The organism is Vibrio crassostreae 9ZC13, assembly GCF_000272045.2.
GTDB lineage: Bacteria > Pseudomonadota > Gammaproteobacteria > Enterobacterales > Vibrionaceae > Vibrio > Vibrio crassostreae_C.
The window spans coordinates 226541-242253 of sequence record NZ_AJYZ02000042.1 but is presented as its reverse complement, the minus strand read 5'-3'; the positions used below and the strand labels follow the sequence as shown (position 1 = coordinate 242253).

The following is a 15713-nucleotide window of genomic DNA, read 5'->3' as shown; positions in this document are numbered from 1 at the left end:
AGCTAAACACAACATCAATTAAAACAATCAAATTATAAGAATGGCCACAGGCCGCTATTACACAGTATTCGGAGTAACAAAATGAAAAAGATTCTACTAGCTTCACTTATCGGCCTTGCTTCTTTTAACGCAGCAGCTCAAGAAGAAATCAAATTCGCGATGGAAGCAACGTACGCACCATTCGAATACATGGATGAGAACAACCAAATTCAAGGTTTTGACGTAGACCTAGCAAACGCACTTTGTGAAGAGATGAAAGCGACCTGTACTTTCCACAACCAAGCATTCGATAGCTTGATCCCTGCACTTAAATTCAAACGTTACGATGCCGCTATCTCGGCAATGGACATCACAGAAGCGCGTCTTAAACAAGTGAACTTCTCTAACGCATACTACGATAACTCTGCAGCATTCATTTCTTTCGAAGGCAAAGTAGCAGACCAAGCAGCACTAGAAGGTAAGCGTGTTGGCGTTCAAAACGGTTCTACTCACCAGAGCTTCCTACTTGAGCAAATGACTGGCGTAACAGCGGTACCTTACTCAAGCTACCAAGATGCATTCATCGACATGAAGAACGGTCGTATCGATTCTGTATTCGGTGACACAGCCGTTGTAGCAGAATGGTTCAAGAAAGAAGACAACCTAACGTACGTAGGCGACCAAGTAACAAACCAAGAGTACTTCGGTAACGGCTTTGGCATCGCAGTAAACAAGAGCAACCAAGAACTTGTAGATCAGCTTAACGTTGCACTTGCAGCAGTGAAAGCGAACGGCGAATACGACAAGATCTTCAACAAGTACTTCGGTAAGTAATTTATGGAATTAACGGGTTACTCTTTAGGGCTCGTCGAAGCAAGCTGGATGACTGTTCAGCTTGCGTTCGTAAGCCTATTGGTTGGATTGGTTCTAGCAGTTTTGTTTGCAAGTGGTGAGATGTCTCGTCGTATTGCAATCAAATGGCCAACGACTGCATTTGTGACGATTGTTCGTGGTTTACCAGAAATTCTGGTCGTACTGTTTATCTACTTTGGTTCGACACAAGTTCTGTTCATGATCACTGGCGATTTCATAGAAGTGAGCCCGTTCTTATCTGGTGTTGTTGCACTGTCACTTATCTTTGCTTCTTACGCTTCGCAAACCTTGCGTGGTGCATTAAAAGCAGTAAGCAAAGGGCAGAGAGAAGCAGCAAGCGCGCTTGGTATTTCTCAGTCTCGTGCATTCTTTCGTATCGTGTTACCTCAAGCGGTAAGACACGCACTACCAGGGTTAACCAACCAATGGTTAGTGTTACTGAAAGATACCGCGCTAGTTTCGCTAATTGGCGTAACAGATTTGCTGAAACAAGCACAACTAACATCAGCGGCAACGCACGAAGCATTTACTTGGTACGCGACCGCAGCAGCAATCTACTTGGTCATCACTTTAATCACACAAAGATTGGTAAAAGTGATTGATGGTAAGTTATCTATTCAAGGTTTGGGTAACAAAGGGGCAATGGCATGAATCAACAATACCTCTCTCAAATGCTTGAAGGCTTAGTGACCAGTCTTCAACTCACAGGCGCTTCATTGCTGGTTGGTTGTATCTTGTCACTGCTGATGACGGTAACGCTAATTCTAAGAATACCGGCGATTCACTGGTTCACTCGTGGCATCATCACGCTGTTCACTGGCACACCATTGTTGGTTCAAATCTTCTTGGTGTATTACGGCCCGGGTCAGTTCGATTGGATTCGTGAAAGCTTCATGTGGACTTGGTTAAGTCAACCTTGGTTCTGTGCAATGTTAGCATTGGCTTTGAACACTGCAGCATATAGCACGCTACTGTTCAGAGGTGCATTCAACGCGATTCCAGCAGGGCAGTGGGAAGCATGTCGCGCACTTGGTATGGACAAAATCGCAACGCTTAGAGTGTTGCTTCCATACGCACTACGTCGCGCCGTTCCAGCTTACTCGAACGAAGTGATTCTTGTATTCAAAGGCACGTCACTGGCAAGCACCATCACCATAATGGATTTGATGGGTTACGCTCAGCGTATTAACGGCCAAACCTACGACACACTTACTGTGTTTGGTATCGCCGGCGCATTCTACTTAGCAGTAAACGGCATACTAACGCTGATCTTCCGCCAAGTAGAGAAGAAAGCCCTCGCATTCGAAGCCGCGTAAGCTAGCCACAAACAAATTTAATTAACGTATAAAGCCTGCCATTTATGTTCGCATAGATGGCAGGCTTTTTTGTGTTTGGGGTATGTGTAGTGGTACTGTTTTTATATCTAGTAGAGCGGGGTTTTTGCGAAATTCATACTATATAGAAATATTCTGCATTTTGTCATTCAATGAGTCTATCTATGTTTTAAGTCACTGAATTTCTGTGATTAATCGTGGTAAATTGCTGTACATATGAAACTAGATAGAAAAATCCTATATTTAAATGCAGAATTTTTCTGTCTAATAGCTGTTAACTGGCAGGTGAACCCTGCACAATACAAATAATAATGGTGAAATATGTCAGAAAGAGCGAGTATTCGATTTTACGATGTGAAACATTGCGGGCTGTTTAAAGCTAGGGCTCGTCAAAGCACATTGGGGAGTTTCAACGAAATTTTACACAATATCTATAACTGGGCTGCCGAGCCAGGGCGCTTAGTTCTGAATACGTGTAGTTACGAGGTCGGCGAAGATTTTGAACAAGAGTTTTTAGAAACGTATTTGGTTTCTGCGCAAAAATATAATGATGACTACCTATTTTGCTTTTGGAACCGAACACATGCCAGTGGTGATTCCGTCTATGCTTTGGATGCAGGAACTCAGTTGACGAATGTTTCTGAGCAAACGTTTCACCAAGGGAACTTGCCGGAAAGTTCAATTCCAGGATATGCAACCTACTTTTGGTTCATACCGTCTAAATCTGTAATGGCTACAATTACCTTTGGTAATCCTCGCTCAGGTATGAATGCGTTTAGTTATTGGTTAGAGAGCTTTTTCCGTACTGAAAGTAGGTTTGCAACTTTTGATGAAAGTGATCAGTTTATCGGTTATCGGTCTGCTTATGGCACGATTCACAACGATCTTGAACCTAGGTTTAGTAAACAACTGTATCGAAACCCTTCGAAAAGACACCTCATACTTTCAAACTGTCAGCATATTCGTGGAGTAGTTCGCCGTATCAACCTCGAACGTGGACAAGTCGCAGATAAAGGCTTAATCGACAACTTAAAAAGCCGTGTCGGCATATCAACCGAAACAGCGATTCATGATCATGATGTGTCTCTTAAATATGAATTTAGCTACACGCCGACAGAGAGTGAAGTTCAAGAAATGTTCTCAACATACGAGACTTCACCAAGTAAAAGTAATTGGGAAGACGTAGGTTTTGTATTTCCTGACAACAATGGTTTTGGCGCTGAGAAAACAGAGTGGTTGAGTAAGTCGTTTGCAAAAATAAAAATAACGGTCGATATTGAGTGGGTTTTGGTAGGACAATTAGTTAAAGGTGATGTACTTCTTCAGACACTACATTCTCATCGAAGTGAACTGGTCAACTTGTTAGAAGATAACGTGTCAACTTTGGAGCAACGACAGAGCGCATGAAATCTAAATTAGCAAAATTCATTCTGCTAGTTGCTACGTTTCTGGGTTCGTATTATGCAGTGACTTTGGGTATGAATATTTCTTACGCCAAGCAAGCGAGTTTATTGTCGGAGATTAGAAACGTCTCAGCTATAATCTTTGGCGTAACTGGTGCCTGGTTAGCTCTTGTATATCCTAAGGCTTTGGCATCGACAGAACTGGCTCTAAAAGCTGCTAATGATGCTGTTTATGAACAAGCGCAACATGATAATAATGTATTGCTTGGTTTTATAAAAACAATCATTACCTCAATTGTTGTTATCGCAATTAGTGTTGGGATTCCGTTCGTTAAAGAAGTTGCTGTCCAAATCAGCTTTTTGAATGAGTATCGTAATTACCTACGAGGAATTTTGTTTTTTACAATCGTGGTACTAGCAATCATTCAGTTGTATCTTTTGTTTGCAACATTTCTACAAACAAAATCTGCGCTGAAAGATGTTAAGGGCAAAATTGCAGAAGCTAAAACTAGGAATGAGCGTTCACATAACCAGCGTCACTAAGCCAGTTAACAAACAATTTAAGAGTGATTCAGCACGCTTGGCATTTTTGGTTTGAATCAAGTTTAGTGATTAAGATGCTCTATTCAAATGCTGTGGTAGCGTGCTTCACACCTTAATTGGGCGATATGACCCCCTCTGTCAATAAGAGCGTAGAAGTTTCTGCTCCCGCATTTATAGAGCCTTTCTTGTTATTTAAGGGATAGTGTTATCACATAGATGAAGCAAGTAATGTCGTCGGTTCTCATGCTGATATACGTGGATTGCTCATCGTTTGATGAGTAGAGCCTACCTTACTTGTTCCGTCGTAGCACCTGTCTTCAGTCTATGCTCGTGGTTCAATATAGCCGAAGCAATATTGCCTTGTGTTCTAAGTCTTCTGTTACATTGGGTTTATGAAAGTCTGAGTCGTCCATCGAATAGTAGAGTAACAAGGGCATTTCTCATACCGTATTTTTGGTAATTAGTTCTTCCTGTCGATTATCGAATTTGTCCTAAACCCACTATTAAGGCAGGGAACCCCAATGAATAGAACGCTATGGTTCGCACTCATTTCGCTTTTGTTTTCAATGACAATGGTATTTTGTACATACAGTTATGGCATAGAGAGCCACGTTGAAGTAACCACACTCACTTTAGTATTGTCTGGCCCTCTGATTTTTACCTTTGCGCTTGTTGTCATTTTTTGTGGCGCACCAGTCATTAGCAAGTACAAGTTACTTGGAACCATCGCAATTTGTGTGCATGGATTTACAGCCTCACTGCATGTGCTGTGGAACGGATTTATGTTCGTCGATGTGATTAATAAACAAGGCTTAGGTCCGGGACAAGGTTATTCTGGCTTGATACTTTGGGTTGGTAGTATCAAGGCGATGCTACTTGGTTTGGTTGTGGGAGTATGCCTGCATTACTTGCTACGATTATTTAGAAAGGCTGCAGTAAGATAACTGTTGGCTAGTTAGTGGGTTGTTCGTTGTCTATAGGAGTTGTCGCTGTGTTTTATAGTAAGGAATTCAACAAGGGATTGCTGCTCATCCTTGTTGCGATAAGTGCTTTCATTGTCGTTACCTCGGATAATAACCCCGGGACATTAGTCGCTCACGCCATCAATGGTTTAATTGCTTTGCTCTTTTTCTCCATGACCATTGAGGTCAAAGACAATGTACTAAGTTGGTATTTCGGCTTTGGCTTTTTGCGTAAGAATGTAGAAGTGTCAGACATTACCGAGACATCGTTCTATCAAAGCAAGTGGTATCAAGGTATTGGTATCCGAATGCTGAGCGATGGTTGGTTGTATAATGCATCGATAGGTTCAGCGCTTAAGTTAAGCTTAAGTAATGGAAAGCATGTTTACATTGGTTGTAAGGATACGGACGGTTTAAAGCTGGCCTTGAAACCGCTAACGAACAGATAAACGAAAAATGATTTATTAGGCTTGGCACTTTTCGTTTAAAGTTGGGCTAATGTTTAAGGTTCTATGCTTTAAGTGAGCTGGACTTTAATATCACAACAAATGAATCGGAGGTTGAATGGACAGAGCAATCAAAACACATTTCGACGAGTATCCCGATGATGTTCGAGCTCGGCTTGAAGAGTTGCGTTCATTAATCTTTGAGCTTTGCTCTGATTTGGAACTAGGTGAAGTCGAAGAGTCTCTGAAATGGGGCGAGCCGAGTTACAGCGTTAAGACGGGCAGCCCAATTCGAATCGACTGGAAATTGAAGTCACCAAACAACTATTACTTGTTCTTTAACTGTCAAACGAAGCTAGTCGACACATTCAGAGAATTGCACGATGGCACATTGGTATTTCAAGGTAATCGGGCAATCGTCTTGAACCTAACTGAACCACTTCCCAAAGCACCAATCAAGCAGTGCTTAGAGTTAGCCTTAACTTATCAACAACGAAAACATCTACCGCTTCTTGGCGCGTAATTCTTACGCGCTGTCATTATATTTCTTAAACTGGTTATCTGTGTTCTAGCTATCACTCTTTAAAGCGTTAAGAGTGTACCATCTTGATTAGTATCAAGAGGCTAGGGAATCTCTATAACCAACGCTGATTGTATTGCTTACCGTTTAAAAAGGTGTTCTAGTCACCTTGTATTTCAAACTTAAAAGGAAGTTGTATGAATTTAGATAAAGCCAAAAAACGTATCGCAAAGCAGGTTAAAAAAGGCGACCACGGATACCCAAAAATCACGTTAGCGTACTACGGAGCGACCAAAGATCTCGCAACGGAAGTCGCGGTTCAATTTATGCTGGGTGAGGGCGATGGTGTTCAAGAAGAGCGTTTTTCTTGTGAAACCGAAATCCGAGATAATGAATTAGTTCAAACGACGTTACTCAAGATAATCGAGCGAGCAAATGTTAACTCAGTGATTGAAGTTGAAGGCGTGGCAGTTCTTTAGTTTGCTTTAGCCTGGAAACGAAGCCAACACGAGAACTCAGGTGTATAATCCACATTTTTATCAAATTGGGCAGGACACATGGCGATCTCGTTTGAAACTCAAAGACTAAAAGTAGAAGAAGTCGCAGGTGAACTTACTGTTCCTGAACGTTCGGCTCTGCTTGAGCGAGTACCTGGCATTCTAATCCCGTCAGTCGTTGAAAACCTTCCACCATACTTTCATGGTATTGTGTCAGGTGAGCTGGCTGAAATTTGGCTCGATCGAATGTTGTCGGAGAGCCGCTTACTTCAAGTGAAATCCAACGATAATCAATTAATTGGTTTTCTGTTCGCTTATGTAGAAGACGAAAGTGATGCTCATATTGGCTACTTGCTTGCAGAAGAGTTCTGGGGCAAGGGTTTCGCGAGTGAGTTATTGCAGAGTTTCATCACAGAAGTCGCAAAAACCGAGTCATGGTCCACACTGATTGGCGGTGTCGATCGTTCAAACATAGCCTCTGCCAACTTACTTAAAAAGCTAGGTTTTGTTGAGCAAGCCTCTGACGAAAGTGCTGTGGTTTTCTATGAATATAAGCTTTCTCGTCTTAACTCTTAACTCTGAGCTCTTAATTTCTAATCCCTAACTCAAGCCACATCTGCGTTATACATTCATTGCCAATGTTTACGTCAATTGATAGGGAAGAAACCTTATTACACAATTCAACTGAGAACCGAGAGCAGCGAGTCTAGTTAACGTGGGCTAATTCGGCACTCTGTGTTTCATTAGCGACTCTCCAATCGCCCCCTAAGGCTTTATAGAAAACAGGCTTTGTATCCACATTAGACCATACTGGTTTAGCGACCTCGACCATCTACCATTACGATGATTGTTTTAGAGATGATGCTGAGATCAGCGGCAATCCAAGACTTAACCGAACATAGGCTTAGTGCATAACTGTGGTCAAAACCTACTTTACGACGTACATCATCAATACAGGTGTCGTAACCTTGATTTACTTGTGCAAGCCCTGTAATACCAGGCATTACACCGTATGTACGGTCGGCAAAGTAAGGAATTTCGTTCTCTAGTTTGGTGTAAAAAGTAGGGCGTTCAGGGCGCGGGCCAATTAGAGACATTTCACCTTTCAGTACATTGATCAGTTGTGGCAGTTCATCAAGACGTGTCTTTCTCAAAAAGCGGCCAACAGGCGTGATTCGTGGGTCATTCGCGGTAGCCCAAACTGCACCAGAGCGAGTTTCTGCATCCTCGTACATGCTACGGAATTTCATGATCTCAAAGATTTCCATTTTCTCCGGTGTCGATTTACCAACGCGCAATTGACGGTAGAAAATAGGGCCACGAGAAGTGAGTGCAATCGCCATCGCAATCAACGGGAATACGGGCGCTAGCAAAATCAAAGCAATCAGTGAGCTTACAAAATCGAAAGTACGTTTAGCACGTGAGATTTTGTATTGGTATAGGTTTTGGGTAGATAGCTGTTCGATGTTCATCATAATAAGTCCTTAATGATTTGCTCGTGTCCAAGGTGAGTTTTCTAGTCCGATTAGGTAACGAATGCCACCAATGAAGTTGGCGTAGTGTCCAACTATCAAATAAGAGATTAATGAAATAGGTTTGTTTACTAGACGCTTTGGCAAGATGCAGCCAAGGACGCCAATGGTATAAACGGCAACTTGAGCCCATAACAGCGCTTCAAATACCAAGTAGTTGCTAAGTAAGATTGAGCACACTAAGCACACAATCATTAAATATGGAGTGAGTAGGCGAAGTCCTTTTCCTGAAAAGAACGCAAACGCGATGCCTTTAAACTTCGGGCTGAACAAGGCAAATAATCGAATCGCTTGTTGCATGTTGCCCGCTGAAATACGAAGTCTTCTTTTGAAGTCTGTTTCTAGGTTCGATTCTTCTAGCTCTAATGCCACCATTTGGGTTTCGTATTCGGCGATGTAACCTTGTTTAACGATTTGCATCGGTAAGATGAAATCATCATTAATAGTGTTGAGTGGAAGCAGTTCAAACAGGTGTGTTCTAAACAAGTAGAAAGCGCCATGAGAACCCAAGCTAGAACCTAACGAAGCCTCAGACTCTTTAACCGCGGTTTGGTACTGCCAATACGTGTTTTCGCCTTCATTGCCTGTTGGACAAAGTTGATACGTTGCGTTTACCACTCCAACCTTGTCACTTTCAAAATGAGCGGCAGCTATAAGCAAAGCATCCAATGAAATAAGGGCAGAAACATCACTCATCGCCGTGATATCACTGGTTATACGTGTCACTTCTTCATTAACAACCGCGACTTTACCTCGGTTTACTTGATGGTCATGTATCTCAAAATAAACATCACTGCACATCGCTTCTTGTATGGTCATTTGTGCAATGGCGACTGTGTTATCAGTGCAACCATCGCAAGCGATAATGACTTCCAACTTCTTTTTTGGGTAATCGAGTGAAGCAAGGTTACGAATCTTGTCTGCGATCCACTGTTCTTCGTTAAATGCAGGAACAAGAACGGTGATGGTCGGCAACGTGCCATCTTGCTGTTCCTCTTTGTAGCAACGATGACTCTCTTCAACTTTGCGTGCGGGGTGGCTTTTCGCATACCAACGCAGTAACAAAGGGTAGGCTGCGTGATGATAGACAATCAACGCACCTGAAAACAAACAAAGTCCCGCAAGCAACCAATCAATCATGCGTAAGCTCCTTCTGATATATCGTTGTAAGACGAAACCATTTTGATGATGTCGAAGTTTTCGAGTACGTAACGACGAGGTGACAAAAAGCGTTCATTTTGCTTTTCTAATAGCGCACTAGCTAACCCCACAATGCTGCCGCTTTTGACGAGGGCGCCGCTGACTGGACATAAGGTTTCATCGACAGCTCCTACATTCATTGCGACGGTAGGGATGTTGCACGCCTGAGCTTCTAGTGTAGAAAGCGGCAGTCCTTCGTGGCGTGAAGGTAGGCAGAACGTATCCAACGCTCCGTAAAACGTGGTCATGTCTTCAACTAAGCCAAGAAAGATGACTCGGTCACTCAGATTCAAGCGGCTAGTCAGTTGCTCTAGTTGATTGCGTTTCGTACCGCCGCCAGCCAATGCGACAACCATGTTTGCAGGTAAAAGAGTCAGTGCTTTAATAAGTTGGTCTTGGCCTTTGACATGTTCTAGTCGACCTGCACAACCGATGATGTGTTTGTCTGTCGGCAGGTTTAGTTTTGCTCTCGCGTGTTCTTTCGACATCGGCTTAAACTTCTCACAATCAACGCCATTTTTGATGGTAATGATGTTCTCATAAGAAAAAGCAGTGCGTAGTTGGTTATAAACACGTGTCGCGTCGGCAACTAACGTTGGTTGAGCAGCTTTTAAAGCAAGCGCTTGTAATCGACGACGTTTGTTGTTGTTCAGATGCCACGCGTCATGTTCGGTATGGATTCGAGTTGGAACCCCGGTTACGCGAGCGGCATAACCAGCGTATAACAGTGGGCCAATATGATGGGTATGAACCACATCAGGGCGAATCGCGTTGAAGGCTTTAATTAGCTTAATAATGATATTGAATTGTACGCCTGGTGCTTTATCCAAAAAGACGATTTGCTTTTTGTATGGCTCTAGCTTCGGCCAGTTGTTTATAGACTCTTGTTTAGTACCCTCTAAACTGACAATCAACACTTGGTCTGTTGGTTTAGCAAGGCGGAGCAAATCCAGAGTTAGGGTTTCTAATCCACCCGGTGCAAGGTGCTGAACAACGTGTATGATCATTTTGCCATGCTTCGTTAAATGCGTATTCATAGTTTGGACCCTGCCTTTGTGATTCTTATTTCGCCTTTCTGACGTTTCTCTTGAAGTAACTTCTTTAAAACGTTTAACTACACAAGGAGATTGCAGGAGTTGTGCCAATTAAATAACCTATATTTTTCATGCGTTTAGATTATTCAATTCTAGGGCAGTTTTCATTTCTCAAAATGGGAATCAAAACAAAATACAATTGAATGGCAGTTTGAATCATAGGGCTGGGTAAATCGAAAGTAGCATTAGAACTGGGGCTCTAAATAAACAAAACGCCAACCGAGTGTTGGCGTTTTGCTCTAGGATGCACGAAGCTAGGAAATTTGAAAGCTGTGAATCTAGCAAGTCATAAATGGCTTTGAGGCTGACTAGCTCATTTTAGGGATCACCGTTATCACAGGGACACCCAAGATATCTTCGATTTCGTCTTTGCGTTTGATTGAAGAATCAAACAGTTCAAACAATACCGCTAAACCAATACCCAGTCCGATACCTGCAACGAATCCAGCCAGAATAAAAACAAAAGTCGGCATGTTAGATTTGACACTCGGTGTGAAAGGCAAATCGATAATCTTCACACGTTTGTTTTGCTCAAATACACCAAGCGAACCCGTTAGTTGAGCCATTTCATAACGCTCTGTCAGTTCATCATATAGTTGACGTTTGATTTCAACTTGACGTTTAAGGCGGTACATCTCTTTTGCATTTTCGCCGAAGTTATTGGCCTTGTGTTCTAATTCGAAAATCATAGTTCGAAGGCTTTTGGTCTCTTCAGTTAAAGACTCAAAGCGAGCACGAACCAGCTGTAGGCTGTGTAATTGAGTGACCAGAAGAGGTTGGGTATCAGAAAGTTTGTTCAGTGTCGTACTACTTGCGATGTCCCAAAGCTGGTCGCTGTTCATCGTTGGCTGGGTTACCTCGAGCAAACTCTTACGTTCATTCTCTAGTCTGTCTAGCTCACGCACTTTAGCTTGCACAGCACTGTGCTTGTCCGTGTATTTAGCTTGTAACAAGGTAAGGTCGCTACGAATGTCGATGATCTGGTCTTCTAATTTACCGATCACAGGGTTGGTTCTTGAAAGTTGTTGGTCGATTGACCCTAAACTTTTTTCGACACCCGATAACTCGGCCTCTTTTTCTGCCAGTGTTTGTTTGAGTGAAGCTAAGCGATTCAAACTTTGGCTCTGTACCTCAGGCGTCGAATGAACATTCTCATTCATGTATGCAGCTAGCGCTTCTTCTGCTTCTGCAAGCTCTGCGCTACGTTTGTCGATATGGATTTTCAAGAAGTTACTTGAATCTTCAATCGATGAACGTTCCGGTGCGAGTAACTGTTCAATGAAATGTTCACTTACCGAGCGCAGCGTCGCTTCCATTCCATTTGGTGTGTTCGACGTTAGACTTATCTTTAGAAAATCTTTTCCAAGCTGAGTCACCGTTAGACGTTGAGACAGGTCAGTAATGATCTCTTGTTTCTCAATTTCAGGCATATCTGGCGTGGTTAATTGCAGTTCATCAGCGACCGAGTAAAGCACATGTCGACTGTGAAGCAGTGTTCTCAATGCGTTAAGTCGATCTTTGAGCATCGTCGAAACGGCAATGTCTTCCAAGAATGGATTCATCTTGGCCGTTTCTTGAATCAACATACTGGTATGCGCGTCATATTTAGTTGGAGCCAACTTGCTCACACCAAAGCCTACAAAGGGCAAAATAAGCATTGGCAGAACGATAACGTAGCGTTGGCGCCACATCGCATTGATGATGACTAATAACCGCAATTTCAGATTATTCATAATAGCTCCAACATCCAATGTACGAAGTTACCACGGTTCTGCCAGCTCTCTTGTTCGACGACAGAGATAGGTGAGTTGCTTAGCTCGCGTGCATGATCAAGCGCCCAAATCATTTGGTTGGCACTGCCAACCGTGGTTACGTGCCCTTGATATGGAACCAAAGCAGGGAACGGTGTTGTGATAATGGGTGTGCCCGCCGCAAGGTATTCCATTAGTTTGAGTGGGCTACACGCTCGGATCTGCTCGTTATCAACAAACGGCAACAAGCTCACATCCCAGTGTTGAGAATAGCTTGGTAGCGTGTGGTGTGGACGAGGGCCAAGGTAATGTACGTTACTCAACTTAGGCAGCATGAGCTTATCAAGCTCGTTTGGACCTATGAAAACAAAGTCCCATTCCGGCATCGCATTCGCAACATGATCAATCATTTCATAATCAAGCCACTTAGAAAGGCTGCCATAAAAACCAGCAATAGGGCGGTGGTTGCTTGGTAAATCTTTTGCTCTTGGTGCGGGTGTTGAAAATAGGTCTACGTCGACACCATGTGGTAGCAAGTGCGCTTTATGCTTTGGAAATTTACCCATCAATTTTTTGCTAGCCGCGAATATAAGCGTTGATTTTTCGATTAGCTCTGATTCGTGCTGTGCAACGGTGTCATGATCAACACCAGCCAGCGCGCTAAAATCATCACCGCAGTAATAGACCACAGATGACTCGCCTAAGTGTCCGCACAAATCAATAGCGGTCGGAAGAGAAGTCCATAGGATAGGCGCGTTCAGATTAAGCTCCGCAATAATCGGTTTTAGTTGGTGCAACATCATTTGCTGAGCCAACTTTCTAGAAAATTTAGAAGCAGGCGCAGGGATTGTCTTTAAGTTAACGATAGTAATGTTGTCGTGTCCCTCAGAGTCGAGCATGTTTTGAGTTACGGCCTTGGTTTTACCAAACAACTTGTTGAACGCTCGGTTTGCATCTTTGGCGGACAGCTTCGGTTGTCTTAAGCCAATTGAGTTGACCCATAAGACTTTGTGCTGCTTAGCAAGGTGACGAACTAAATGTTGAGTCGATGAAGGTAGGCCACCAAAGTCTTCACCAAATACGATTAAATCACGCATGGTCACCTCCATGAGTCTCTAACGAATCGAACATATCGGATTCTGTCACTTCAACGGGTTTAATGTGACCGACAACTCGAGCTGGGTTGCCACCTGCGATTGCAAAAGCCGGGATGTTCTTTGTTACTACGCTGCCTGCGGCTATTACGGCACCTTCGCCGATGGTTACGCCACCTTTAACCGTCACATTCGTGCCTAACCAAACATCGGGTTCAAGAATGATGTCACCGATTTGCTGAGGGTCGTCACCTTCACCTAGCGCTCGGCGTTTTGCATCAAGCGGGTGTCCAGAGTATCCAAATAGAAAAGCGCCGCCTGCGATTCGTACGTTGTCAGAGATAACCACTTTACCTCCAACAGCGATAGTCGACTGCCAACCAATGTCGACGTTATTGCCAATCGACAATAGTGGGTGTTCCAAGCCTTCAAGTTGTTGAGTACAACCAGAGAATGTCGTGTGGCCAGAGATACGGCAGTTGTCGCCAATCGTAATTTGCACCGGACCGCTGACGAAAGGCAGTCCACCATACAAATACAGGCGTTTGCCACATTGAGCCACACGACCTTTGAAAGCCGGAGTCCAGTAAAAGAATCGCGTAAAGCCAGAAACCAGATTCACCACTAGCTTGTGCGCTTGATATAGGCAGCGATTAAGTACTTGAGGGGTAGGTAGCTCTGCGCTTCTGATGTCTTTCAAAATGAAAAACACATTTCTAATTCGAGAATTAGGATGAAACTTAAGCCAATGTTTGAATTGATGTATAGATACTGACGTCATAATGAAAATCCTCTGTTTTGTTATATAGAAGTACTTTCATATACTGTGCCATTTAATAAATATAATATTTTCAATGAGTTAAAATATAGCTTTTAGGTTTTCTCATTTTGACAGGCAGTTTGAGATACGTTTGAGGCGCAAACTGTGAGTGCTGCGAGGATATAAATCGGCCAGTTGAAGCCTTGAGTCAAAAATGTCCCCGACACTATTGTGCCAATCAGACCTGCATAGATCGCATAGGCGACCGCATTAAGCTCGGGGGAGATTTCTGTGGTCGAGTTTTTTAATCTCGTTAGCGTAGAGCGAGAGGTTTTGATCAAAGAAACGATAAGGCAGACAAAAATGATCAGACCAATAAAGCCAGTCTCTGCTAACACACCAAACCAAGTACTGTGAACGGCGTGATTCAGTCCGTCCCAGTGCGAACTATAAAAGAAGTAGTTCGAGAAGAAGTTGTTCAACCCTACGCCAGTCAGTGGATTTTCAACTGCCATTTTTACTGCCGCTTCCCAAGCATAGATTCGCCCCATTGCAGATTCATCGATACCTTGTTCAGCGGCACCACCAGAAGATCTGTCTGAGATCCCAGCAACCAAGTAGAGCACTACGGCCACGACAGTTCCTACGGAGATTAAGAGAACTTTAGAGCGCACTAGTTTCCACGCAAAAATACCAATCACCGCAATACACCCCAGTAATCCGCCACGGCTTTGAGTCGCAATAATGGCGGCGAGCAGTAACAGACAAACTAAGGCACTGATTAAACGTTTGGATCGTGAGATGCCAGTCGTGGTGGCTTGGCTTATTGTAAAGGCGAGTGGGAACATCAGTACCAGTGCTAGGTCGTTCGGGTCACCTAACATAGAGCCAAAATCGCGGCCAATAGTCACGCGTGAGCCCTCGACAAGCCCAATACCATTTACTGAGTTGTACACGGCAATAGAGCTGACTAAAGCGCCAGCGTAGATGATCGTCATCGCGGTTTTTGCGAGATTTTCCGTGGTGTTTACTAGCCAAGTAATCGCAAGCGTCATCACTATAATTTTCCAATAAACGCCCTTGAATTCTGCTAGTGCTATTGGCCTGTTGGACGCGAAGATAATACCAATGAAAACCAATACCCAAAATATGGCGAGCCAATTTAAACAAGGGTGCCAGAAGATTTTAAGTTCTTTACTGATTAATGCATGCCATAGAAGAGCCGACAGAGCGCCTAATGAAAGCATCAGCGGTATTTTTAGCGAATAGAGCTGAGGTATAGCTTCGTGAATTCGGAAAAATGAAAAGACAACGAACAATAGAACTAACCAGAATGTTTTGTTTAACACGAATAACCCGGCCAATGGCACAAGAGCGAGCGCCACAATGACAGCAGGGTGAGGCACAAAGTACCAAACAACACCAAGCCCAACACACAAGGTGCTGATCGTGATGATGACTGGCAATCTATTGGCTTCAGGGTTGACCATTGTGACCTCTATTGGCAAATAAACTCTTTAGGACTCGGCTCGTAATCTTTTTAAGACGTAGTTACGCCTGATGTTAAAGATTGCAAAGTGAGTGCCAGTTATGCATTTTATTTAACTTACTGATTTAATGTTGGATTATTAAGTGAGGGCGTAGCCTTGAGGTGAGTTTTGTCATTTTGAGAATCAGTATAAAACTGACTAAAGTACTTAAATCATCAAGCCCAAATAACCAGTT

The 15713-nt window shown here is 43.2% G+C and carries 16 protein-coding genes and 1 pseudogene; 10 read left to right on the top strand and 7 right to left on the bottom strand.

Annotated elements, in window-relative coordinates; genetic code table 11:
* Positions 1-81: 81 nt before the first annotated feature.
* The 10 genes and pseudogenes from A136_RS19715 to A136_RS19670 all read left to right on the top strand — a co-directional run bounded on the left by A136_RS19715 (position 82) and on the right by A136_RS19670 (position 7133).
* On the top strand, positions 82-813 hold the full coding sequence (locus A136_RS19715) for a lysine/arginine/ornithine ABC transporter substrate-binding protein (RefSeq protein WP_017063913.1): 732 nt from the start codon (positions 82-84) through the stop codon (positions 811-813).
* Between the two features lie 3 nt (positions 814-816).
* The gene (gene artQ / locus A136_RS19710) at positions 817-1503 is read left to right on the top strand and encodes an arginine ABC transporter permease ArtQ (protein ID WP_017063912.1); all 687 of its coding nucleotides are present in this window, start codon (positions 817-819) and stop codon (positions 1501-1503) included.
* Positions 1500-2168 carry an arginine ABC transporter permease ArtM gene (gene artM, locus A136_RS19705; RefSeq protein ID WP_017063911.1) on the top strand — a complete coding sequence of 223 codons (669 nt, stop codon included), beginning with the start codon at positions 1500-1502 and terminating at the stop codon, positions 2166-2168. Before artQ ends, artM begins: the two co-directional genes overlap by 4 nt.
* Before the next feature lie 339 nt (positions 2169-2507).
* Positions 2508-3593, top strand: a complete 1086-nt coding sequence (locus A136_RS19700; RefSeq protein ID WP_017063910.1) for a hypothetical protein — start codon at positions 2508-2510, stop codon at positions 3591-3593.
* Positions 3590-4132, top strand: coding sequence for a hypothetical protein (locus tag A136_RS19695; RefSeq protein WP_017063909.1), 543 nt, complete (start codon positions 3590-3592; stop codon positions 4130-4132). The genes A136_RS19700 and A136_RS19695 overlap by 4 nt, the downstream gene beginning before the upstream one ends.
* 521 nt (positions 4133-4653) lie before the next feature.
* Positions 4654-5076 (top strand): hypothetical protein, encoded by a 423-nt coding sequence (locus tag A136_RS19690; RefSeq protein WP_017063908.1) that lies wholly within the window; start codon positions 4654-4656, stop codon positions 5074-5076.
* 26 nt (positions 5077-5102) lie between these two features.
* A pseudogene (locus A136_RS19685) lies at positions 5103-5554 on the top strand (hypothetical protein).
* Between the two features lie 104 nt (positions 5555-5658).
* Complete coding sequence (locus A136_RS19680) at positions 5659-6063, top strand: DUF1801 domain-containing protein (protein WP_017063906.1); 405 nt, start codon at positions 5659-5661, stop codon at positions 6061-6063.
* Positions 6064-6257: 194 nt separating this feature from the next.
* Positions 6258-6539 (top strand): hypothetical protein, encoded by a 282-nt coding sequence (locus A136_RS19675; RefSeq protein WP_017063905.1) that lies wholly within the window; start codon positions 6258-6260, stop codon positions 6537-6539.
* 78 nt (positions 6540-6617) lie between these two features.
* Complete coding sequence (locus A136_RS19670; RefSeq protein ID WP_017063904.1) at positions 6618-7133, top strand: GNAT family N-acetyltransferase; 516 nt, start codon at positions 6618-6620, stop codon at positions 7131-7133.
* A 239-nt stretch (positions 7134-7372) separates the two neighbouring features.
* On the opposite strand, the gene A136_RS19665 is transcribed toward A136_RS19670, so the two are convergent.
* From A136_RS19665 to A136_RS19635, 7 genes are all read right to left on the bottom strand, one after another.
* Positions 7373-8032, bottom strand: a complete 660-nt coding sequence (locus A136_RS19665) for a sugar transferase (protein ID WP_017063903.1) — start codon at positions 8030-8032, stop codon at positions 7373-7375.
* Between the two features lie 9 nt (positions 8033-8041).
* Positions 8042-9229, bottom strand: coding sequence for a glycosyltransferase family 2 protein (locus tag A136_RS19660; RefSeq protein ID WP_017063902.1), 1188 nt, complete (start codon positions 9227-9229; stop codon positions 8042-8044).
* On the bottom strand, positions 9226-10326 hold the full coding sequence (locus A136_RS19655; RefSeq protein WP_017063901.1) for a glycosyltransferase: 1101 nt from the start codon (positions 10324-10326) through the stop codon (positions 9226-9228). The genes A136_RS19660 and A136_RS19655 overlap by 4 nt, the downstream gene beginning before the upstream one ends.
* A 365-nt stretch (positions 10327-10691) precedes the next feature.
* Positions 10692-12116, bottom strand: coding sequence for a GumC family protein (locus tag A136_RS19650; protein ID WP_017063900.1), 1425 nt, complete (start codon positions 12114-12116; stop codon positions 10692-10694).
* Entirely contained in the window at positions 12113-13231 is a 1119-nt protein-coding gene (locus A136_RS19645) for a glycosyltransferase (RefSeq protein WP_017063899.1), read from the bottom strand. The genes A136_RS19650 and A136_RS19645 overlap by 4 nt, the downstream gene beginning before the upstream one ends.
* A complete protein-coding gene (locus A136_RS19640; protein WP_017063898.1) occupies positions 13224-14009 on the bottom strand; it encodes an acyltransferase in 786 nt (261 codons plus the stop codon). The genes A136_RS19645 and A136_RS19640 overlap by 8 nt, the downstream gene beginning before the upstream one ends.
* A 92-nt stretch (positions 14010-14101) precedes the next feature.
* Complete coding sequence (locus A136_RS19635; protein ID WP_017063897.1) at positions 14102-15478, bottom strand: O-antigen ligase family protein; 1377 nt, start codon at positions 15476-15478, stop codon at positions 14102-14104.
* Positions 15479-15713 lie beyond the last annotated feature (235 nt).

What these genes read in the sequence shown, in the direction of transcription:
- A136_RS19715 (WP_017063913.1), top strand. Translation starts at nt 82, where the DNA reads ATGAAAAAGATTCTACTAGCTTCACTTATCGGCCTTGCTTCTTTTAAC.
- artQ (WP_017063912.1), top strand. Translation starts at nt 817, where the DNA reads ATGGAATTAACGGGTTACTCTTTAGGGCTCGTCGAAGCAAGCTGGATG.
- artM (WP_017063911.1), top strand. Translation starts at nt 1,500, where the DNA reads ATGAATCAACAATACCTCTCTCAAATGCTTGAAGGCTTAGTGACCAGT.
- A136_RS19700 (WP_017063910.1), top strand. Translation starts at nt 2,508, where the DNA reads ATGTCAGAAAGAGCGAGTATTCGATTTTACGATGTGAAACATTGCGGG.
- A136_RS19695 (WP_017063909.1), top strand. Translation starts at nt 3,590, where the DNA reads ATGAAATCTAAATTAGCAAAATTCATTCTGCTAGTTGCTACGTTTCTG.
- A136_RS19690 (WP_017063908.1), top strand. Translation starts at nt 4,654, where the DNA reads ATGAATAGAACGCTATGGTTCGCACTCATTTCGCTTTTGTTTTCAATG.
- A136_RS19680 (WP_017063906.1), top strand. Translation starts at nt 5,659, where the DNA reads ATGGACAGAGCAATCAAAACACATTTCGACGAGTATCCCGATGATGTT.
- A136_RS19675 (WP_017063905.1), top strand. Translation starts at nt 6,258, where the DNA reads ATGAATTTAGATAAAGCCAAAAAACGTATCGCAAAGCAGGTTAAAAAA.
- A136_RS19670 (WP_017063904.1), top strand. Translation starts at nt 6,618, where the DNA reads ATGGCGATCTCGTTTGAAACTCAAAGACTAAAAGTAGAAGAAGTCGCA.
- A136_RS19665 (WP_017063903.1), bottom strand. Translation starts at nt 8,032, where the DNA reads ATGATGAACATCGAACAGCTATCTACCCAAAACCTATACCAATACAAA.
- A136_RS19660 (WP_017063902.1), bottom strand. Translation starts at nt 9,229, where the DNA reads ATGATTGATTGGTTGCTTGCGGGACTTTGTTTGTTTTCAGGTGCGTTG.
- A136_RS19655 (WP_017063901.1), bottom strand. Translation starts at nt 10,326, where the DNA reads ATGAATACGCATTTAACGAAGCATGGCAAAATGATCATACACGTTGTT.
- A136_RS19650 (WP_017063900.1), bottom strand. Translation starts at nt 12,116, where the DNA reads ATGAATAATCTGAAATTGCGGTTATTAGTCATCATCAATGCGATGTGG.
- A136_RS19645 (WP_017063899.1), bottom strand. Translation starts at nt 13,231, where the DNA reads ATGCGTGATTTAATCGTATTTGGTGAAGACTTTGGTGGCCTACCTTCA.
- A136_RS19640 (WP_017063898.1), bottom strand. Translation starts at nt 14,009, where the DNA reads ATGACGTCAGTATCTATACATCAATTCAAACATTGGCTTAAGTTTCAT.
- A136_RS19635 (WP_017063897.1), bottom strand. Translation starts at nt 15,478, where the DNA reads ATGGTCAACCCTGAAGCCAATAGATTGCCAGTCATCATCACGATCAGC.